The sequence below is a fragment of the Ruegeria sp. AL2 genome (genome assembly GCF_056540845.1).
The window spans coordinates 718,755-738,793 of the sequence record NZ_JBQFXM010000001.1 but is presented as its reverse complement, the minus strand read 5'-3'; the positions used below and the strand labels follow the sequence as shown (position 1 = coordinate 738,793).

The following is a 20,039-nucleotide window of genomic DNA, read 5'->3' as shown; positions in this document are numbered from 1 at the left end:
TGAAAACGTCATCCAGCGAATCTAACTGAGGGCAAAGATTTGGGTGGTGCTATGACATCAATAACAACTGACAGCTCGGACAGGCCCTACGTTCTAGTTGCGCCAAACGGTGCCCGGCGGAACGCGTTGGATCATCCCGCCTTGCCACTCAGGGTTGATCAGATCGTCATATCTGCGCGGGATTGCCATGCCGCAGGTGCGGATGGGTTGCATCTGCATATTCGGGATGCAGACGGACGGCATTCACTGGACGCCGGATTGTACCGGGAAACGCTTGCGGAATTGCAGCGCGAGGTTCCAAAAATGGAGCTACAGATCACGACCGAAGCTGCCGGGCAGTTCGACGTGGCATCGCAACTGGACTGTTTGCAAAAGGTGCGACCTGAATGGGCATCGATCTCGGTGCGTGAAATCGCCCGCGATCTAAACCTTGCGCCCAGGGTCTATGCACTATGTGCGGATCAGGGCACACGGGTTCAGCATATCTTGTACGATACTGAGGACGCACGTTTACTGGAACAGTGGCTCGCTTTGGGCATCGTACAGGCGGATCAGACAGATCGTTTGCTTGTTCTGGGGCGATACAGCGATGGCCAGCAATCTGTGCCTGCCGATCTCGACGCCTTTCCAGAATGCCCGGCCCGTTGGATGGTGTGCGCCTTTGGAACGCAAGAACATGCCTGTCTGGCTGAGGCTGCGCGACGCGGTGGTGACGTGCGGGTTGGGTTTGAAAACAGTCTGACGGGGCCGGATGGCAGGCCTTGGGCAGATAACGCGGCCTCGGTTGCAGCATTAGTCGAATTGCTTGGAAGGGCACAGAAATGAGTCATGTTTTCCCACGTCACACGAAATCGGACCTTCCTGTCGCGGTCGGCGGCGATGGCTGTTATCTGATCGACGCAAAGGGCAAGCGTTACCTGGATTGCGGTGATGCGGCGGTATCTTGTCTGGGCCATTCGAACCAGGCCGTGATCCAAGCGGTACAGCAGCAGGTGGAACAGATTGCCTTTGCGCATACAGGGTTCATGACATCAAAACCGGCTGAGGCTTTGGCCGAATTGTTGATCCGGTACGCGCCGGGGGATCTGGACCGGGTGTATTTTGTTTCGGGCGGGTCCGAGGCGACCGAAGCGGCGATCAAGCTGGCGCGCCAGTATTTCCTTGAAATTGGTCAGCCTGAACGGCGTCACGTTATCGCGCGAAAGCAAAGCTATCACGGCAACACTTTGGGGGCTTTGTCCGCAGGGGGTAACGCATGGAGACGGGCACAATTCGCCCCGATGCTGATCGAGATGACGCATATCTCTGCCTGCTACGAATATGCCGAAAAACCGGAAGACGAGAGCAGCTTTGACTATGGTCAGCGTGTGGCCAATGAGCTGGAATCCGAAATCCTGCGGCTGGGCCCTGATACTGTCATGGCATTTATGGCCGAACCAGTGGTTGGGGCCACCCTTGGCGCAGTCCCTGCGGTTGAAGGGTACTTCAAGCGTATTCGCGAGATCTGCGACCACTATGGTGTGTTGCTGATTTTGGATGAGGTGATGTGCGGTATGGGCCGAACCGGTCACCTGTTTGCCTGCGATCATGACGACATCGCGCCGGATATTTTGTGTATCGCCAAGGGGTTGGGGGCTGGATATCAACCGATTGGAGCCATGCTGTGTACCGGCAAAATCTATAACGCGATCCGCGACGGATCAGGGTTTTTCCAGCATGGACACACCTATGTTGGTCATCCGGTCGCCACAGCCGCCGCATTGGCGGTAGTCCGTGAGTTGACCGAACGGGATTTACCAGCGCGTGCCGGGGTCATGGGCAACAAACTGCAATCTGCCCTTGAGGCAGCATTCGGACAGCACCCGAACGTGGGAGATATCCGTGGGCGCGGGTTGTTCCGTGGTGTTGAACTGGTCGCTGACCGCGACAGCAAGGCCCCTTTTGATCCATCACGTGGCATCGCAGGTAAGGTGAAAAAGGCAGCACTGGCCGATGGGTTGATTTGCTATCCTATGGCTGGCACGCGGGATGGCCGGAACGGCGATCATGTCCTGCTGGCGCCGCCCTTTATTATTGAAGAGGAACAGATAGGCGAGCTCGTCAGCAAACTGGAACGCGCCCTTTCTGCTGTGCTTTGACATTACCGTGAGCGCACTGTTCGCCCGCAGCTTATTTGTTAATGTCGCGGGAGAAGTATCTGAAAAGGCGAAATCAATAGTGCTGGATATTTGGCGCAGTTTCCGTGCACTTCCCCTTTGGGTGCAGATCTGGGTGGCCGTAATATTGGTGCCGGTTAATCTGGTTCCGCTTGCTTTCCTGGATCAGCCACAAGGGATGCTCATCGCTGTTCTAGCGATTACCGGCATGGCGCTGAACATACCCGTCATGGCGGTTGTGCGCGGGATGAGCGGCGCGATGGCTTTGCCGCACATTCTGTGCTGGGTTCCACTGGTTGTCGTAGTGGCGCTTTTGTTGTTTTCCGATGCGACCCTGAGCACTGCCTTTGCCAAGTTTCTTTGGGTGCTTCTGATCGTTGACGTAATTTCCCTGCTTTTCGATTTCAGGGATGCGGTCAACTGGTTACGAAGCAGACGCGCGACCTGAACAAAAAAAGCCCCTTCGGCAGCGAAGGGGCTTTGATCGTTTTGGTCTTTGAAGCAGATTACTTATGCGGAAGCGGACCGATCATCATGACCATCTGACGGCCTTCCATCTTCGGCATGTTCTCGATCTTGCCGACCTCTTTGATGTCTTCGGCCACACGCTCCAGCAATTCGCGACCCAGGTTCTGGTGTGCCATTTCTCGGCCACGAAAGCGCAGGGTGACTTTGACTTTGTCGCCCTTTTCCAGAAACTTAAAGACGTTCTTCATTTTGACGTCATAGTCATGCGTATCGGTGTTCGGTCGGAATTTGACCTCTTTCACTTCGATGACTTTTTGTTTTTTGCGCGCTTCGTTTTCGCGTTTTTGCGTTTCGTACTTGTACTTGCCGAAATCCATGATCTTGCAGACCGGTGGGTTCGCATTAGGCGAGATTTCGACCAGATCAAGACCTGCATCTGCGGCCATCTGCATGGCTTTGGCGGGATGAACCACCCCGACGTTTTCACCTTCGGCACCAATCAGCCGAATTTCGGGGGCACGGATTCTTTCATTTACGCGCGGGCCGGTTTCACGTTGAGGCGGCGCGTTGTGAGGTCTGCGAGCTATGGGTTCATTCCTTTGATGATTGCAGAATTTCGAGCCCGGAATTTAAACCGGGCGAGACCGCACTTCAAGCGGCATAAATACAGGGTAATGCGAAAAAACTTGTTTTCTGCCGGTGTTTTTCGCGTTCAGGGCGGCAAAGCCCTGAACGCAGGGTTGCTTTAGCCGACAAAGGCTTTTTCGATCACGAACTCCTTGGGTTCCGAGTTGGCGCCTTCACGCAAACCAAACCCCTCGAGAATTTCTTTAATATCCAGGTTGAAAGCCAGCGAACCGCAGACCATTGCACGGTCGGTTTCAGGCTTGATGCCGCCATCAATACCCAGATCGGAAAATACGGTGCCATCCTGAAGAAGGGTGGTGATGCGGCCCATCTTGGGGCTCTCCTCCCGTGTGGTGGTCGGGTAATAGCGGATCTTGTCGGCAAATCCTTCACCGATCAGTTCGGCCAACAGTTCGTCCTGACGAATGCTGTCGATCAGCTGACGGCCATATTCCAGCTCTGCCACTTCGCGGCAGGTGTGGGTGATGATGACCTCGTCATAATCCTCATAGGTCTGTGGTTCACGCAGCAGCGAGGCAAAAGGTGCAAAGCCGGTGCCGGTTGCAAAAAACCACAGGCGTTTGCCGGGCAGCAGGGCGTCATGCACCAATGTGCCAACCGGTTTGGGACGCAAGATGATCTGATCACCCGGTTTGATATGTTGCAATTTCGACGTCAGCGGGCCGTTCTGAACTTTGATCGAATAAAACTCCAGCTCTTCATCCCACGAGGGCGAGGCGATGGAATAGGCGCGCAGCAACGGCTTGCCGTTGTCACCCAGCAGACCAATCATCACAAATTCGCCCGAGCGGAACCGCAACGAGGCCGGGCGCGACACCTTGAAAGAAAACAGGCTGTCGGTCCAGTGTTTGACGTCGGTTACGGTTTGCGCGTCCGGAAGGACGGGGACTTTTACTGCGGTTGCTTCGCTCACGGGCTTCATCTCTGTCATCGTTTACCTGCCGGTCTGCTAAACCGACATCTCCGTTTAATCTTTGATCCAAGTCAGGAAAAGGGGACAGATTGCCCCCTTTGCGTCACAAGCTGGCAAGTGCGGGATTAGCCGCGCAGGCGGGCCTGATAGTTATTCTCTTTCCAGTTCGCGCGGGCCAGCCACTGATCTTCGGGTTGGCGGTCTGCCAGTTCTCCGTCGATCTCGACTTCGTCAAAGCCGCTGCGGCGCGCCATGGCGTATTGATCGGCAAGCACATGCCCTTTGGCGCGCAACCGGCCTTTGTAGCCCTTCAGGCGCAATGTGCGGGCGATGGTAAAGCCGCGACCATCTGCGAAGGAGGGGAAGTCTACCCGAACCAGCCTGGTGCCGCCCAACCGGTCATACAGTTCGTCCGGGTCTGTCTCCGAGCTCACGTCCAGCGCGACCACGTCATTGGCGGCGTCATCCAAAGTGACAAAGCCGTCGGTCCAGTCATCGGGCGAAAAGCCCTCATCCGTTACGATTACGTTCATGTTTTCTCTCCGACGCGCATCATCTTGCCATCGACAAAATGGATGCCGCATTCTTCCTTATTCTGGTCGCGCCAGCGTCCGGCGCGGGGGTCTTCGCCCTCTTTGACCGGCGAGGTGCAGGGCGCACAGCCGATCGAAGGGTATCCTTTGGCCACCAGCGGGTGCCGGGGCAGGTTGTTTTCTTCCATATAGGCCCGCACATCCTCGGGCGCCCAATGGGCGAGCGGGTTGACCTTGATCCGGCCTGTACCATCCTCGACCTCGAAGAATTCCAGTGCGGCGCGCGTGCCGGCCTGGAATCGCTTGCGTCCGGTTATCCAGCCATCGAACCCCACCAGTGCTTTTTGCAGCGGGAAGGTCTTGCGCAGGTTGCAGCACGCGTCCGTGTCGCGCAGGCGCAACGCACCGTATGGGTCTTCGCGCTCAACTTCTGCATCCTCGGCCCGGATGATGCGAATGTTGGTAAGCCCTAGACGCTCGCTCACCTCCTGCTGGTACTCCAGCGTTTCGGTGAACAGCATTTGCGTGTCCACGAAAAGAACGGGCGTTGCCTTGTTCACCACCGCCGCCATGTGCAAAAGAACGACAGATTCCGCACCAAAGCTCGAGACCAGAGCAAGCTCATCGATCTCTTCAATTGCCCCATGCATGACATCATGAGCGCTGTGGTGCCGGAACCGGGCATTCAGGTCTTCGACACGTTCAGTCAGTTCGCGTCTGTCCCGGCCCAGTTCCGTCTGGATCAGGTCAAGCGGCATTTGCTCGGGCCTCGGGGTAGAGGGCGTCTTTGAACGGCGCCATGCCCACCCGGCGATATGTTTCCAGGAATGTCTCCTCTGCGCTTGCACGCTGGTTCAGATAGGTGTCGACAATGCGCTCAACGGCAGGAACGATTTCGTCATAGGCAAAGCCCGGACCGGTGCGATCACCAATTGCCGCAGTTTCGGTCGCATCGCCACCCAAAGTGATCTGGTAGTTTTCCACGCCTGCGCGGTCCAGACCCAGAATGCCGATATGGCCGACATGGTGGTGACCGCAGGCGTTGATGCAGCCTGAGATCTTGATCTTCAGGTGGCCGATGTCATGCTCGAGCTTCAGGTCCTCGAACCGCGTCGCAATTTCCTGAGCAACCGGGATCGAACGCGCCGTCGCCAGCGCGCAATAATCCATGCCGGGGCAGGCGATGATATCGCTGATCAGACCGATATTGGCGGTTGCCAGTTCGTATTCCTTCAGCTTGGCGTGGATCGCGGGCAGGTCCGATTTATGGACATGCGGCAGGATCACGTTCTGCTCGTGGCTGATGCGCAGCTCGTCATAGGCGAACTCTTCGGCCAGATCGGCCATCACGCGCATTTGCTCGGCAGTTGCATCGCCCGGCGTTGCCCCATGCTTCTTGATCGAGATCGTGACAATCGCATGGTCCGCGTCCTTGTGCGGCGCGATGTTGGTATCGACCCACGAGCGGAAAACCGGATCGTTGGTATAGGAGCTTTCAAACGACGCGATCGAAGCTTGGCGGAAGGCAGGCGGTGCAAAGTGGCCCTTGATCTCTTCCAGCAGGTTCATGTCCGCGCCTTTGAACTGCGGGCGGACCTTCAGGAAGCGTTCGTTAACCTTGGCGCGGATAGCGTCGATGCCATGCTCGTGCACGGTGATCTTAATACGTGCTTTGTACTTGTTGTCGCGGCGACCAATCTGGTTCCATACGGAAACGGTGGCTTCCAGATAGGCCAGCAGGTCGTCAAAGGCGACGAACTCGGACAGTTCCTTGCCGATCATGGGCGTACGGCCAAGGCCACCACCAACAATGACGCGCGCGCCAAGAACGCCGTCACGCTCAACCAGTTGCAGGCCGATGTCATGCGCCTTGATCACGGCGCGGTCGTTTTCACTACCAGTGATGGCGATCTTGAATTTGCGCGGCATAAACTGGAATTCCGGGTGGTCGGTCGACCACTGGCGCAGCAATTCGGCGTAAGGGCGGGGATCAGCGACCTCATCCGCGGCGGCACCAGCAAAGTGGTCGGCGGTCACGTTGCGAATGGTGTTGCCCGAGGTCTGTATGGCGTGCATGCCAACCTCGGCCAGCGCGTCCAGCATATCCGGCACGTCGCTCAGCTTTGGCCAGTTGTACTGGATGTTCTGACGCGTGGTGAAATGGCCATAGCCTTTGTCCCACTTCTCGGCCAGCAGCGCCAGTTGACGCATCTGCGCACTGTTCAGCGTGCCATAGGGAATGGCGACGCGCAGCATGTAGGCGTGCAGTTGCAGGTACAGCCCATTCATCAGGCGCAGCGGCTTGAATTCGTCTTCGGTCAACGAGCCGTCAATGCGACGCTCGACCTGGGCGCGGAACTGCGCGTTACGTTCTGCCAAAAATGCTGTGTCGAACTCGGAGTAGCGATACATGTCTAGCTGTCCTTGTTTGCAGCCCCGAACCTAGGGGCCTTGAAGGGGAGAGATATGGCCAGAGGTCAGGCCCGGGGCTGCGGGGAAGTTTCCTGTTTGCCGTGGGCATAGTTGGACGGACCAGTCCGGCGGAAATCTTCCCGAAAATGGGTGGGCTCGGGGCCGTTCTTGCCAGCAACGGCATCGGCCAGATAGGCGCCAACGACTTTATTTGCCTGACGCGCCGCATCCAGCAGACGCACCTGTGCATGTGCTTCGTCAGTGATCAGTTCCGCTTGGGACAGATCACGCGTCCAACTGTCATCTTCGGTCTGGTAAATGACGTCACCTACCAGCAAATCATTTGCGGTGACGACTTTGGGGGTAAAAGCGCGGGCCATCAGGCAAGCTCCTTATTGAATTCGGTTACGGCCTGCGCCGCTTCGCGCGGGGCAAGGCCATAGAATGTCAGGGCCGGTCCGTCCAATTCGGCGGCGGCCAGGTCGGCGGGCAGTTGATCCAGTGTGGTGGACAGTATCCGTTGGTTCGGGCGCGAGGCGTTTTCGACCAGCGTGACAGGGGTGGCGCGATCGGCGCCATGCATGATCAGGCGACCCTGGCTAAAGCGGGCAGATTTCTTGCCCATATAGATCGCAGCAACCGAACCAGCCCGTGCCAGGGCATTCCAGTCATGATCGGCAAAACCTTTCATGTCGTGCCCAGTCAGGAACCGCACCGAGGAATTTCGACCGCGTTGAGTCAGGCTTTGGCCAATGCCAGCCACCGCGGCAGAGGCCGCTGTGATACCAGGAACGATCTGCCACGAAATGCCAGCCGCCTCGACGGCCTCGATCTCTTCATCCAGACGGCCAAAGACAGTGGGATCACCGGACTTCAGGCGGACCACGCGGTTACCATTCAGGGCATATTCGACCAAAAGCGCGTCAATATCACTTTGCTTCCAGGATGGGCCGAACCCGGCTTTGCCGACATCAACCAAGGCGGCGCTTTGACCGGCTATGTCCAGAACGGGTTCACTGATAAGGCGGTCATGCAGCACAACATCAGCCCGCTCAAACGCGGTCAGCGCCTTGAGCGTCAGCAACTCGGGGTCGCCCGGACCTGCGCCGACAAAGTCGACATGTCCTTTGGGGCCTGTTGTGCGAACGTCCTGCATCGGATCATCTCGGGTGTGGTTTGACTTGACCCTCAATATAGGAAATATTCCCACCAAAGCGCCATATGGGCGCTCAAATAAGGATAAACGTTCCATATATGCGAAAATATGGAACGAAAGCTTCGATGTGGAAGGGAAATTGGAATGTCGGTGCGGATAGATGATACGGATCGGAAAATTCTGGCCGAGCTGCAACGCGATGCAGGGCAGTCACTGGATGAAATAGCGGCTCGGGTCGGCAGTTCAAAGACGCCTGTCTGGAATCGTATACGCAAGCTCAAGAGTGCAGGAATAATAGGTCAGCAAACGGTTTTACTGGATGCCGAAGCGCTCGGGTTTGAAGCGACTTTCTTTGTTTTGATCCGCACATCGGAACACGAGGCTGAGTGGCAGCGCAAGTTCCTTAAGGCGTTGCGTGATCACCCCGAGGTGCAAGAGGCGCATCGGCTGGCAGGTGACATTGATTATATACTCAAGGTTCGGGTCAAGAACGCGCGCGCCTATGATCAATTCTACCAGTCGCTGATATCGGAGGTGCGAGTGCACAACGTGACCGCGCTTTTGTCGATGGAAGAAATCAAGTCCACAACGATGCTTCCCCTCAACGCATTGGTTGAAGGGGCGTAAAAGGCAGGTGCTTCCAACGCCGGATCGAGCCGCGCCTTATACAGGTCAGACCTGAACCATTAACCGTTCCAAACCATGGAAGTGATAGCTGTCTGAATAGGTTGGCTCTGTAGCGAGCCGCAGGTTCGGGCAGCTATTGAACAGAATGGGCAGGGCTATGCGCATTTCCAACCTTGCCAAAGGGGCGCCGACGCAGAAGTGGATGCCTCCGCCAAAACTTGTGTTGACCTCAATCGAGCGCGTCGGAACAAACCTTTCGGGTTCATCCCAGACAGCAGGGTCGCGGTTTGCAGCGCCAAGCAATAGTGCGACCTGATCACCGCGCCTGAACGAATGCCCAAATATGTCAACGTCTTCATATGCATAACGTGTGAACATGTGCAAAGGCGGGTCATAGCGCAGAATTTCTTCAATCGTTGCGTCGATCTGGTCCGGTGCCAGAACGCCGGGGCTGGTATAAGTTTGCAACAGAGTTTTCACACCGTTCGCCAGCGAATGCACAGTTGCTTCGTGACCTGCATTCAGCAGCAAGATGCATGTTGCGACCAACTCGTCGATGGTCAGCTTTTCACCTTCTTCCTCGGCGCTGATAAGCCGGGTGATCAAATCGTCACGGGGATCATTGCGTCGCTGGTTAATGTATCCCAACAGGAAATCCGTGAACTCCTGAGACGACTTGGCCGCCTTATCCTCGGTCGCCTGCGTCCGGTTGGCCTGATACATGGCGACCATGTCATGCGACCACTGCAACAGGTTGGGTGCCATGTCTTCGGGAACGCCCAGCAGTCGGCAGATGGTTCTCACCGGGACCTGCGTGCAATAGGCACTCAACAGGTCGAAAGGTGTATTCGGAAACGTCTCGATAAGACTGTGGCATAGCGATTCAATGGAAGGCTGCAATGCAGAAATTTCCCGCGACGTGAAAGCGCGCATGACAAGCGCTCTCAGGCGGGTATGTCGCGGGGGTTCAGCTTCAAGCAGCGAGTGGGCTTCGATAGCCAGCCAGGGGGCCAGATGGGCAGGGCCCTGTGTCGCGCATTCAGGCGGAACTTCCCGCCCAAACCGGCGGTCGCGAAGAAGTGTCCGCACCGCCTGACAGGACGTTGCAGCAACCATATTGTAGTCGCGCCAATAGAACAGATCACCAGCAGTGCGGGCATGATCATAGAAAGGGTAGGGGTTCTGAACGAAACCCGGATCTGTCGGGGATTGCGAGAATGACTTCATGCGACGCACACTTGCCACGAGCCGCGTTGAATGCAAGACCCTGTCTATGCAGAGAGTTTGGATCATTGTCGGTTTTTTGTCCGCTGTCGGGCTGCTATCGAGTTTTGTTTGGTCTTATGGTTATCGTCAGGCGCTGTCTCAGCTAAGTGACAAGGCCGAAGCTGACCTTGAACTGGCGGCGGATCGGCTCAGTACCCAGATGCAGGTCTATCAGGAACTGGCGGTTCTGATGGCGACACATCCCGCCTTGCACGCGTTGGATACACCGACACAAATACATGACGCGCAAGCGATGTTGCTGGACGTCGCCGACAAGACAGCGGCCGTCAACATGATGTATCTGGATCGCAGCGGTCGGGTTCTGGTCACCGCACAGCCAGTGGCACAGCGAGATATGTCCGCACATCCAGCGTTCAGGCGCGCCATGCAGGGTGCGGTGGGTACCGCGCATGAGGTGGTTCCAGAGAGTGGCGACCGGATATACTCCTATGCCGCTCCGGCCTTTGCCCCGTCCGGGCAAGTCGAAGGTGCGGTGATGGTGGTTGCCGACGTCCAGGACATTGAACAAACCTGGCGGGGCAGTACCGAAGCCGTGTTCTTTGTTGATTCTGACGGTGTCGTCTTCATCTCGAACCGATCAGACTTGCTGTTCTGGAGCCGCGAGGCTGGCCAGTCCGGGCTGACACCGCCAGAAGGTGCGTCGGTGGATTTTGCAGCGACGCGGGTCGGCCAGCATGAATTGTGGCGGCTGAACTGGGGGCGGTATTTGCCACGCGATGCGTTGCACCTAACGCTTGAACTGCCTGTGATCGATATGACCGCCGAGGTTTTGGTGGACGTGGCTCCGGCCCGGCGACTTGCGGGGTTGCAGGCGGCGGCGGTCGCAGCGATCTGTTTGGCGTTTGGTGCCATGCTGTATCTTGCCATGGAGCGGCGACGGACGCTGGCTAATGCCAACATGGTTCTGGAAAGCCGGGTGGCGCAGCGTACCCGTGCATTGACCCAAGCGAACACTGCGTTACGCCGCGAAGTTGCAGAACGTCAGGAGGCCGAAGCAGCCCTGAAAAAAGCGCAGGCCGAACTGGTGCAGGCAGGTAAACTCAGCGCATTGGGGCAAATGTCGGCGGGGATCAGCCACGAACTCAACCAACCCTTGATGGCAATCCAGCAATTCGCGGACAATGGCACGGCCTTTCTTGAACGCGGCAAAGGCGACAGGGCCAGCGAAAACCTTGGGCGTATTTCGGAAATGGCCGCCCGCATGGCCCGGATCATCAAGAATCTGCGCGCGTTTGCCCGCAACGAAAGCGAACCAATGGGCCGGGTCGATCTGGTGCAGGTTCTGAAAACCGCCGTCGAGTTGACCGAAACCCGTTTGCGTGACGATGATGTGACGCTGGAATGGGAACCGGGACAGTCTGCGGTTTATGTTTGGGGGGGTGAAGTCCGCTTGGTGCAGGTCTTTGTTAATCTGATCAATAACGCGGCGGATGCGATGCTGGGGCGACCCAAACGGCACATTTCGATTGTGATGCACGAAGAAGACCGGTTGCGCGTTTCTGTGCGGGATACCGGCCCGGGGATTGAAGACCCCGACCGTGTGTTCGAGCCGTTTTATTCGACAAAAAGCGTAGGATCCTCTGAAGGTCTGGGGCTCGGCCTTTCAATATCATATGGTCTGGTTCAAAGCTTTGGGGGTGAAATTCGCGGGGCAAACACAGCTGATGGCGCAGTGTTTACCGTCGAACTGGAACCCTATGGAAAAGAAGAGGCAGCATGATGCGCAGGGTTCTGTTGGTCGATGATGACGCAGCTGTTCGCGAGGCACTGGCGCAAACCATTGAACTGGCGGACTATGCACCGACAACAGCCGGATCTTTTGTGGCGGCCAAGGATCATATTCGGCGGGATTTCCCCGGTGTGATTATTTCGGACATCCGAATGCCCGGGCGGGATGGTTTCCATCTGCTGACCTATGCTCGGGATATCGACCCCGAGCTTCCGGTGATCCTTTTGACCGGAGAAGGCGATATCCCAATGGCCGTGGAAGCCATGGGAAAAGGCGCGTTCGATTTTCTGGAGAAACCATGCGCTGCGTCTGACCTGATGGACGTTCTTGAACGCGCATTCGCGGCCCGCACTCAGGTTTTGGAACAGCGCGCCCTGAAATCTGAACTTGAAAGGGGGGATCCGGCCGCACGTTTGCTGTTTGGTCTGTCGCCGCAAGCCGAGGCACTGCGGGATCGTGTGAGAACTGTTGCACCGACTGGGGCCGAAGTTCTTGTTACCGGCCCGCCGGGCAGCGGCATATCCAAAGTTGCCGAAGTGGTTCACCTGATGTCGCCCGCTGGTCAGGGGCCTTTTGTCAAACGTCCGGCTTCAAGCCTAAGCCCCGATGATCTTGCCCAAAGCTGCGGCGATGCAGTGGGTGGATCCCTGTTTCTGGACGAAGTGTCCGCCATGCCCCAAGCCACGCAGTTTGCGGCGTTGGAGATCATCGAGCGCGGTCCGGGGGGGCGTATTATTGCAGGGACAACCGCTGATCTGTCCGCTTTATGTTCGGAAGGGCGGTTTAACGCAGATCTGTTCTATCGTTTGGATGTGATGCGGGTGCGTGTTCCATCATTGGCGGAACGCCCCGACGACATTCCGGTGATTTTTCGCCACTATGTGGCGCAAGCGGCCGAACAGGCTGGCATCGCAATTCCCGAGATTTCGTCCGAACATCTCGCGGCCTTGATGGCCAGCGACTGGCCGGGCAACGCCCGTTCGCTGATGTCAGCAGCGATGCGGTTTGTTCTTGGAATGCCCGAGGAGGTTACACAAGCAACGGATCTGGGGTTGAGCGAACAGATGGCGCGGGTCGAGCGGTCACTATTGATTGCAGCTTTGGGCCGCCACAATGGAAAAGCGTCAGATGCGGCCAAGGCGCTGAAGCTGCCGCGCAAGACCTTTTACGACAAGCTGGCGCGCTATCAGATTCGTCCCGAGGATTACCGCAGATGAGCGGGAACTGGATTGGCACTTCTGATTCGAATGAAGTGATTCGGAATATGTGCGGAATTCCGCACAAGCCGCACTGAGGATGTGCGAGTTTTCGCACGGCTCGGGACTGTGAAGCGCAGAACCCGAACCAGTAACGACGTAACACTTTGGTATTAAACAGGTAATCAGGCACTATCCGCAATCGCAGTCAAAAGTTGTGTGCTTTACCCTGAGTCGCTTCACTGCACGCCATACGGCGCTTACCCGGCGTCGACTGCAAGTTTCAAGGAACTCTGGGAGGATATCAGATGAAGCTTCTGACAACGGCAGCAACTGCGCTTGCTCTGACTGTAACCGCAACGGCTGGTATGGCTGCATGCGACGAAGGTGAAATCGTCGTTAAGTTCGCGCATGTGACGAACACCGACAAACACCCCAAGGGCATCGCGGCATCGCTGCTGGAGCAGCGGGTCAACGACGAAATGAACGGCACGATGTGTGTCGAGGTCTACCCGAACTCGACGCTCTACAACGACGACAAAGTTCTCGAAGCGATGTTGCAGGGCGACGTGCAACTGGCAGCGCCCTCGCTGTCGAAGTTCGAGAAGTTCACCAAACAGTTCCGCCTGTTTGACCTGCCGTTCATGTTCAAGAACGTCGACGCTGTAGACGCGTTCCAGGCCTCGGCCGAGGGGCAGGCGATGAAAGACAGCATGCAGCGCCGCGGCCTGCAAGGGCTGGCGTTCTGGCACAACGGCATGAAGCAGATGTCGGCCAACAAGGCTTTGGTTGATCCGTCGGATGCAAACGGTTTGAAATTCCGCGTGCAGTCGTCAGATGTGCTGGTGGCTCAGATGGAGGCCATTGGTGGCAGCCCGCAAAAAATGGCGTTCTCGGAAGTGTATGGCGCGCTGCAACAGGGCGTTGTGGACGGGCAGGAGAACACCTGGTCGAACATCTACGGCAAGAAGTTCTTTGAGGTGCAGGACGGTATCACCGAAACCAACCACGGCATCATCGACTATCTGGTCGTGACATCGGTGGATTGGCTGGACAGTCTTGATCCGGCGGTGCGGGATCAGTTCCTGACTATTCTGTCCGAAGTTACCGAGACCCGGAACAAAGAAGCCTTTGCGGTGAACGAAGCGGCCAAAGCGTCGATCATTGATGCAGGCGGCGTCATCCGTGAACTGACCCCTGAACAGCGTCAGGCCTGGGTCGACGCGATGAAACCGGTTTGGGACAAATTCGCCGGTGACGTGGGTCAGGACAAGATCGACGCGGCACAGGCCATCAACGCCGGGTTCTGATCCGGTCAAAGACCGCGCGTCCGGGGACTGGGGAGTATTCGACGCGCAGGCCGGGCGGGCTGAAATGGCCCGCCCCATTCTCAACTCTCTCTTCAATAAAATGCGGGGACTAAAAGATGTCTGGTGCGAACTCCGGCCAGGGCGGGCTGATCGACCATATCGAAGAAACCCTGATCGCGTTGCTTTTGGGCCTTATGACGGTCGTTACATTTGCCAACGTGATCGCGCGGTTTGTCTTTAATTCCAATATCCTATGGGCGCTTGAGTTGACAGTGTTCACGTTTGGCTGGCTGGTGCTGCTGGGCGCGTCGTATGCGGTCAAGAAACATGCCCATCTGGGCGTGGATGCAATCCTGAACATGCTGGCGCCAGCACCGAGGCGCATTATGGCGCTGGTCTCGGTCGGGTTCTGTCTGATGTTCTCGCTGCTGATGCTCAAAGGGGCATATGACTATTGGGCCGTCTTTGCAGATCTGCCGCCAACATCGGGCCGCTGGTTCCCGACAGGGTTTGATTTCGGCGCGCGTAGCCAGAGTTTCTACGAGGTGGACGACATCCCCATGGTCGCTCCGCTGCGCTTTCTGGAAGACCTGATCAACTATGGCGAAGGGTATGAAAAACTGCCCAAGGTCGTACCTTACCTGGTTCTGCCGGTATCCATGCTGCTGCTGGTGATCCGGTTTACGCAGATCGCCGTTCAAATCTGGCGTGGTGAGACCGATCGCCTTGTCGCCAGCCACGAAGTCGAGGACGAGATTGAGGAAGTCCGCGCACAACAAGGGGTGCATGACTGATGGACGTTATCCTTCTTTTCTCGATGGTCATCGGCCTGCTGCTGATCGGCGTTCCGATTGCAGTTGCACTTGGCCTCAGCTCGACCCTGTTCCTGCTGATCTACTCCGACAGCTCGCTGGCTTCAGTCGCAGGCACGCTTTTCGAGGCGTTCGAGGGGCATTTCACCCTTTTGGCAATCCCGTTCTTCATACTGGCCTCGTCCTTCATGACGACAGGCGGCGTAGCGCGCCGGATCATCCGTTTCTCGATTGCTTGCGTGGGGCATCTGCCCGGCGGTCTGGCGATTGCGGGCGTGTTTGCCTGTATGCTGTTTGCCGCGCTGTCAGGATCATCCCCGGCCACGGTTGTGGCTATCGGGTCGATCGTTATCGCTGGCATGCGCCAGGTTGGTTATTCCAAAGAGTTCGCTGCCGGTGTGATCTGTAACGCGGGTACGCTAGGCATCCTGATCCCTCCGTCCATCGTGATGGTTGTGTATGCCGCCGCCGTCGAAGTTTCGGTTGGGCGCATGTTCCTGGCTGGCGTTATTCCCGGTCTGATGGCTGGCTTCATGCTGATGATCACCATCTATGTCATGGCAAAGGTCAAGAACCTGCCCAAGGGTGAATGGAAGGGTTGGGGCGAGGTCTTTACGTCCGCCCGCGAGGCCGGTTGGGGCCTGTTCCTGATCGTTATCATTCTGGGTGGCATTTATGGGGGTATCTTTACCCCGACCGAGGCCGCCGCTGTTGCTGCCGTCTATGCCTTCTTCATCGCCAGTTTCGTTTACAAGGACATGGGGCCGCTGAGTACGGAAGGGGACGCACCGAACCTGCCGCTTCTGAAAAAACCTTACGCATTGGTCACGGCGTTCTTTCACCCGGATACCAAGCATACTCTGTTCGAGGCGGGCAAGCTGACGGTGACGCTGTTGTTCGTGATCGCCAACGCGCTGATCCTTAAGCATGTTCTGACAGACGAACAGGTTCCGCAGCACATCGCCGAGGCGATGCTGACCGCAGGGCTAGGGCCGGTGGCGTTCCTGATCGTTGTGAACGTGATCCTGCTGATCGGTGGTCAGTTTATGGAGCCGTCGGGCCTGCTGGTGATCGTTGCACCGCTGGTGTTCCCGATTGCCATCGAGTTGGGCATCGATCCGATCCATCTGGGCATCATCATGGTGGTGAACATGGAGATCGGGATGATCACGCCTCCGGTCGGTCTGAACCTGTTCGTAACTTCGGGCGTTGCGGGAATGCCGATGATGAGCGTTGTGAGGGCAGCGCTGCCGTTCCTTGCCGTTCTCTTCGTCTTCCTGATTATGGTGACGTATATTCCGTGGATATCGACCTTCCTGCCCAACACCTTCATGGGGCCGGAAATCATAACCAATTAGGTGGTTTGACAATGTACGCAGCCGGGCGGTTTCGACCGCCCGGCTTTTCGTATCTTGAACCCCGGCATCAAGTGCTTAACTAGGGTTCAGAGGACGACCTCCCCACAATGGGACATCTTTCGGGACGACCCGAACGAATACGAGGTCGTAATATGCCCTGGATCTTTCTTCTTTTTGCTGGCTTGTTGGAAATCGTCTGGGCTGTAGCCATGAAGCAATCGGCTGGTTTCACCCGATTGTGGCCTACTGCCTTGATGGGTCTTTCGATGATCGGCTCTTTCGGCCTGTTGGCGCTGGCGATGCGCGACCTGCCGTTGGGCACGGCTTATACCATCTGGACCGGTATCGGGGCTGTGGGGGCGTTCTGTGTAGGTATCCTGTTTCTGGGCGAAGCCCTTAGCCCTGCGCGGATTCTGGCGGCTCTTCTGATCGTGTCAGGTCTTATCCTGATGAAGCTAGCGTGAGCGTTTTATTGACCAAGCCATTTTGCTTGGGCAGGGTTCGGAAAACACGGGAAATGGAGACCGGAATGCTGACCGAGACCGACAAGCGCCTGCTGCGCGTGGCTTATGACGAGGCAAAAGCCGGGTTTGATGAAGGTGGATGCCCTATCGGATCAGTTCTGGCGCGGGGTGGCGAAATTGTTTCACAAGGGCGCAATCAACGTGTGCAGGGCGGCGATCCGATCGCACATGGGGAAATGGATGCTTTGCGCAAAGCCGGGCGTCAGAAAACCTATCGCGACACGGTTCTTTACACGTCTTTGTCACCTTGCATGATGTGTTCCGGCACTATCGTTCAGTTTGGTATCCCGCGAGTGGTGATCGGCGATACCCAGAATTTTGGTGGCAACGAAGACTTCCTGCGCGACCGCGGCGTCGACGTGGTGATAGCCAACGATCCCGACTGCATCGCACTGATGCAGCGGTTCATCGAAGAAAAGCCAGAGCTTTGGGCGGAAGATATTGCCGAGTAAAGGCGAAACCTAAACGCTCTCCAGCGCCTGAATAATGCCCGTGAAATCCCCGGCCTTCAGGCTGGCGCCGCCCACAAGCGCACCATCGACATTTGAAACCGCAAAGATCTCCGCCGCGTTGGAGGGTTTGACCGACCCGCCATAAAGCAAACGGACAGAGCGACCCACTCCTTCGCCAAAGCGACGCTCTAGCCGGACGCGGATGAAGTCGTGAACCTCTCCGATCTCATCCAGCGTTGGAACCTTGCCAGTTCCTATGGCCCAGATCGGTTCATAGGCAATAATCAGGTTCTCGCCGGTTGCCTGATCCGGGATCGACCCCGACATCTGACCGCCGATTATGTCGAGCGTATTGGCCGCCTCGCGCTGTTCCAGGCTTTCGCCAACGCAAATGATCGCTTTTAACCCCGCATCCATCGCAGCACGGGCCTTGGCGCGTATATCCTCGTCATGTTCTTCATGGTCCACGCGCCGTTCGGAATGACCCAGGATGACTGATGTCGCGCCCGCGTCCAGCAGCATCTCAGCGCTGATGTCGCCTGTATACGCGCCTGCGGTTGCCGCGTGGCAATCCTGCCCGCCAACTGTGACTGCTGACCCGCGTACGGTGTCTGCTGCGCGGCTGAGCAATGTTGCCGGAGGGCAGATCAGGATATCGACAGAAGCGTCTGGGTGGGACTTGCACAGTGCTTCAAGCTCGCTCAGCGCAGCACCGGTTCCGTTCATTTTCCAGTTTCCTGCCGCAAGCTTGCGTCGCATACCCGTATCTCCCTGATCATTCGATGATTTAGGATGCGGATAGCATTGTCGGCACGATCTTACAATTCCACGGATTGGGTGGGTTCGTGCGCTTTGATCGACACACGGCGTTCGGTCGGGACCGTGTCACAGGATTACCCGGCGCAAACTAGGATTTCTGCACGATGCTCTCATCGAATTTGATGGATTCACCGCAACCGCAAGCGTCGACGACATTCGGGTTCCTGAACTTGAAACCTGATTCCAGCAACGACACCTCGTAATCGATTTCAGTCCCGAACAGAAACATCTGCGCCATTGGTGCGATCATGACGCGTGCACCATCCTGTTCAACGACTTCGTCGTGTGGATCGGCCTGATCGACATATTCCATGGTATATTCCATGCCCGCACAGCCGCCTTTCTTTACGCCAATGCGCAAGCCGACGTGGCCACCCGAGTTCATCAGGCGGGTAATTTGCTCTGCGGCTTTGGGCGTCATGGTCACAGCCTGTTTGCCGGGAATGCCGAACATGTAAGTCTCCGTTGTCGCGCGTTGCATTTAATCTAGGGCTCAGGGGGCCAAGGCTCAAGACGGTGTGTTATAAAGAGTTTTATCAGGATGAAACAACCCGGCATACAGTATGGGTTCGCTGAAAACACCCGACCGTTAAACCGTGGAGCTGAATAGGTTTAAGCTGGTTGATCGCCAAAACGGTTCGCATTGTGAAATCATCGGAAAGGATAATATTGTGAAGAGATTAAATGCAATTTTTAATCCAGTCTTGTTGGGAGCGGTACTTACCATTGCAGTTCTTTTGTTTGTTCCGGATGATGCGGTGGCCGCCAATGATGGAGAGAGGCATCCGGTAAACTGCGCGACCGCCGAGGGCGATCTGCGCGCCATCGCGACTGAGAAAAAGCACGCGCAGGACCAACAGTTGGAAAGTGTTGCCGCCATTACTCCTGCCGGGGCACTTTTGGGGCTGGTCACAGGAACGGAACACAAAAGGCTGCAAATGCTATCGGGGGACTACATCAATCAACTGGATGCCAGATCTGCGGAAATCAAAAAGACCTGCAATTTGAACTGATCACCCGTCGTTAGGTGATCTGGATATGAAAAGGACCGTTCTCGGGCAAGAACGGTCCGTGTTTCTGGGCCGGAATTCGGGGGGGCGGTCAAATCATGTCTGGCCCGAGGTACGATACCGATTGGTGCCGTCCGCAGGTCTTTTCCCGTATCATTGTGACAGGGGCAGCACGAACAGGTAACAAAAACACCAATGTTTTGTGACAAATAGCCGGGAAACTGTGGCCGGTGCCTACATAAATCCCAGTTCCAGACGTGCTTCGTCTGACATCATCTCCATACCCCAGGGTGGCTCCCAGGTCAGTTCCACGTCGACCTCTTTGACGCCTGCAACAGGCTCGATCGCTTCCATGATCCATCCGGGCATGTCGCCGGCAACCGGGCATCCGGGGGCTGTCAGCGTCATGATCACCTTCACCGCGTTGTCCGTGGAAATGTCGATCGTGTAGATCAGGCCGAGGTCATAGATATTCACGGGGATTTCCGGGTCATAGACCGTGCGGCACGCCTCGACCACGGGCTCGTACAGGGGGTGCTCAATGGTTGACGGCGCAATCAGCGGTGTGCCTTCAAACTGTTCGCTCGGGTGGGTCATCTTTGCCTCGGGTCTGTTGCCTGAGTGATTAT

General features: G+C 56.7%; 22 protein-coding genes and 1 pseudogene. 12 read left to right on the top strand and 11 right to left on the bottom strand.

Annotated features, from left to right (window positions below; all coding sequences use genetic code 11):
- The first annotated feature begins 51 nt into the window (after positions 1-51).
- The 3 genes from ACR0ID_RS03720 (at position 52) to ACR0ID_RS03710 (ending at position 2,604) form a co-directional block, all read left to right on the top strand.
- On the top strand, positions 52-825 hold the full coding sequence (locus ACR0ID_RS03720; protein WP_480603797.1) for a beta-keto acid cleavage family enzyme: 774 nt from the start codon (positions 52-54) through the stop codon (positions 823-825).
- Positions 822-2,138: an aspartate aminotransferase family protein gene (locus ACR0ID_RS03715; RefSeq protein WP_480603796.1), complete on the top strand. Its 1,317-nt coding sequence runs from the start codon at positions 822-824 to the stop codon at positions 2,136-2,138. Before ACR0ID_RS03720 ends, ACR0ID_RS03715 begins: the two co-directional genes overlap by 4 nt.
- Before the next feature lie 79 nt (positions 2,139-2,217).
- Complete coding sequence (locus tag ACR0ID_RS03710; protein WP_480603794.1) at positions 2,218-2,604, top strand: hypothetical protein; 387 nt, start codon at positions 2,218-2,220, stop codon at positions 2,602-2,604.
- A gap of 58 nt (positions 2,605-2,662) precedes the next feature.
- Here the strand turns inward: ACR0ID_RS03710 and infC are convergent, their stop codons facing one another.
- From infC to cobA, 7 genes and pseudogenes are all read right to left on the bottom strand, one after another.
- The gene (infC, locus tag ACR0ID_RS03705; RefSeq protein WP_480481680.1) at positions 2,663-3,124 is read right to left on the bottom strand and encodes a translation initiation factor IF-3; all 462 of its coding nucleotides are present in this window, start codon (positions 3,122-3,124) and stop codon (positions 2,663-2,665) included.
- Between the two features lie 245 nt (positions 3,125-3,369).
- The gene (locus ACR0ID_RS03700; RefSeq protein WP_209504075.1) at positions 3,370-4,203 is read right to left on the bottom strand and encodes a ferredoxin--NADP reductase; all 834 of its coding nucleotides are present in this window, start codon (positions 4,201-4,203) and stop codon (positions 3,370-3,372) included.
- A gap of 107 nt (positions 4,204-4,310) precedes the next feature.
- Entirely contained in the window at positions 4,311-4,718 is a 408-nt protein-coding gene (locus ACR0ID_RS03695) for a DUF934 domain-containing protein (protein WP_480472503.1), read from the bottom strand.
- Positions 4,715-5,476 (bottom strand): phosphoadenylyl-sulfate reductase, encoded by a 762-nt coding sequence (locus ACR0ID_RS03690; protein ID WP_480553372.1) that lies wholly within the window; start codon positions 5,474-5,476, stop codon positions 4,715-4,717. The genes ACR0ID_RS03695 and ACR0ID_RS03690 overlap by 4 nt, the downstream gene beginning before the upstream one ends.
- Complete coding sequence (locus ACR0ID_RS03685; protein WP_480603790.1) at positions 5,466-7,130, bottom strand: nitrite/sulfite reductase; 1,665 nt, start codon at positions 7,128-7,130, stop codon at positions 5,466-5,468. Before ACR0ID_RS03685 ends, ACR0ID_RS03690 begins: the two co-directional genes overlap by 11 nt.
- A 65-nt stretch (positions 7,131-7,195) precedes the next feature.
- Entirely contained in the window at positions 7,196-7,510 is a 315-nt protein-coding gene (locus tag ACR0ID_RS03680; RefSeq protein WP_480472509.1) for a DUF2849 domain-containing protein, read from the bottom strand.
- A pseudogene (gene cobA, locus ACR0ID_RS03675) lies at positions 7,510-8,256 on the bottom strand (uroporphyrinogen-III C-methyltransferase); the annotation flags it as partial. The pseudogene cobA and the gene ACR0ID_RS03680, both read right to left, overlap by 1 nt.
- A gap of 174 nt (positions 8,257-8,430) precedes the next feature.
- Here cobA and ACR0ID_RS03670 point away from each other — a divergent pair.
- Positions 8,431-8,913, top strand: coding sequence for an Lrp/AsnC family transcriptional regulator (locus ACR0ID_RS03670; RefSeq protein WP_480472511.1), 483 nt, complete (start codon positions 8,431-8,433; stop codon positions 8,911-8,913).
- A gap of 45 nt (positions 8,914-8,958) precedes the next feature.
- Here ACR0ID_RS03670 and ACR0ID_RS03665 read toward each other — a convergent pair whose 3' ends face one another.
- A complete protein-coding gene (locus ACR0ID_RS03665; protein ID WP_480472513.1) occupies positions 8,959-10,140 on the bottom strand; it encodes a cytochrome P450 in 1,182 nt (393 codons plus the stop codon).
- Positions 10,141-10,186: 46 nt separating this feature from the next.
- Between ACR0ID_RS03665 and ACR0ID_RS03660 the strand changes: the two genes are divergently transcribed.
- From ACR0ID_RS03660 to ACR0ID_RS03630, 7 genes are all read left to right on the top strand, one after another.
- Positions 10,187-11,920: a sensor histidine kinase gene (locus ACR0ID_RS03660; RefSeq protein WP_480603787.1), complete on the top strand. Its 1,734-nt coding sequence runs from the start codon at positions 10,187-10,189 to the stop codon at positions 11,918-11,920.
- On the top strand, positions 11,917-13,146 hold the full coding sequence (locus tag ACR0ID_RS03655) for a sigma-54-dependent transcriptional regulator (RefSeq protein WP_480553379.1): 1,230 nt from the start codon (positions 11,917-11,919) through the stop codon (positions 13,144-13,146). The genes ACR0ID_RS03660 and ACR0ID_RS03655 overlap by 4 nt, the downstream gene beginning before the upstream one ends.
- Before the next feature lie 287 nt (positions 13,147-13,433).
- A complete protein-coding gene (locus ACR0ID_RS03650) occupies positions 13,434-14,435 on the top strand; it encodes a DctP family TRAP transporter solute-binding subunit (RefSeq protein ID WP_480603785.1) in 1,002 nt (333 codons plus the stop codon).
- Between the two features lie 116 nt (positions 14,436-14,551).
- Positions 14,552-15,229 carry a TRAP transporter small permease gene (locus ACR0ID_RS03645; RefSeq protein WP_480603782.1) on the top strand — a complete coding sequence of 226 codons (678 nt, stop codon included), beginning with the start codon at positions 14,552-14,554 and terminating at the stop codon, positions 15,227-15,229.
- A complete protein-coding gene (locus ACR0ID_RS03640; RefSeq protein ID WP_480493290.1) occupies positions 15,229-16,605 on the top strand; it encodes a TRAP transporter large permease in 1,377 nt (458 codons plus the stop codon). The genes ACR0ID_RS03645 and ACR0ID_RS03640 overlap by 1 nt, the downstream gene beginning before the upstream one ends.
- Before the next feature lie 152 nt (positions 16,606-16,757).
- Positions 16,758-17,069, top strand: a complete 312-nt coding sequence (locus ACR0ID_RS03635; protein WP_480472525.1) for a DMT family transporter — start codon at positions 16,758-16,760, stop codon at positions 17,067-17,069.
- Positions 17,070-17,134: 65 nt separating this feature from the next.
- Entirely contained in the window at positions 17,135-17,581 is a 447-nt protein-coding gene (locus ACR0ID_RS03630; RefSeq protein WP_480493286.1) for a nucleoside deaminase, read from the top strand.
- Positions 17,582-17,590: 9 nt separating this feature from the next.
- On the opposite strand, the gene tpiA is transcribed toward ACR0ID_RS03630, so the two are convergent.
- A complete protein-coding gene (gene tpiA, locus ACR0ID_RS03625; RefSeq protein ID WP_480603779.1) occupies positions 17,591-18,340 on the bottom strand; it encodes a triose-phosphate isomerase in 750 nt (249 codons plus the stop codon).
- Between the two features lie 148 nt (positions 18,341-18,488).
- Positions 18,489-18,854 (bottom strand): HesB/IscA family protein, encoded by a 366-nt coding sequence (locus ACR0ID_RS03620; protein WP_480476725.1) that lies wholly within the window; start codon positions 18,852-18,854, stop codon positions 18,489-18,491.
- 142 nt (positions 18,855-18,996) lie between these two features.
- Between ACR0ID_RS03620 and ACR0ID_RS03615 the strand changes: the two genes are divergently transcribed.
- Positions 18,997-19,413, top strand: a complete 417-nt coding sequence (locus ACR0ID_RS03615) for a hypothetical protein (protein ID WP_480516876.1) — start codon at positions 18,997-18,999, stop codon at positions 19,411-19,413.
- 231 nt (positions 19,414-19,644) lie between these two features.
- Here ACR0ID_RS03615 and ACR0ID_RS03610 read toward each other — a convergent pair whose 3' ends face one another.
- The gene (locus tag ACR0ID_RS03610) at positions 19,645-20,007 is read right to left on the bottom strand and encodes an SUF system Fe-S cluster assembly protein (RefSeq protein ID WP_209504059.1); all 363 of its coding nucleotides are present in this window, start codon (positions 20,005-20,007) and stop codon (positions 19,645-19,647) included.
- Positions 20,008-20,039: the final 32 nt, after the last annotated feature.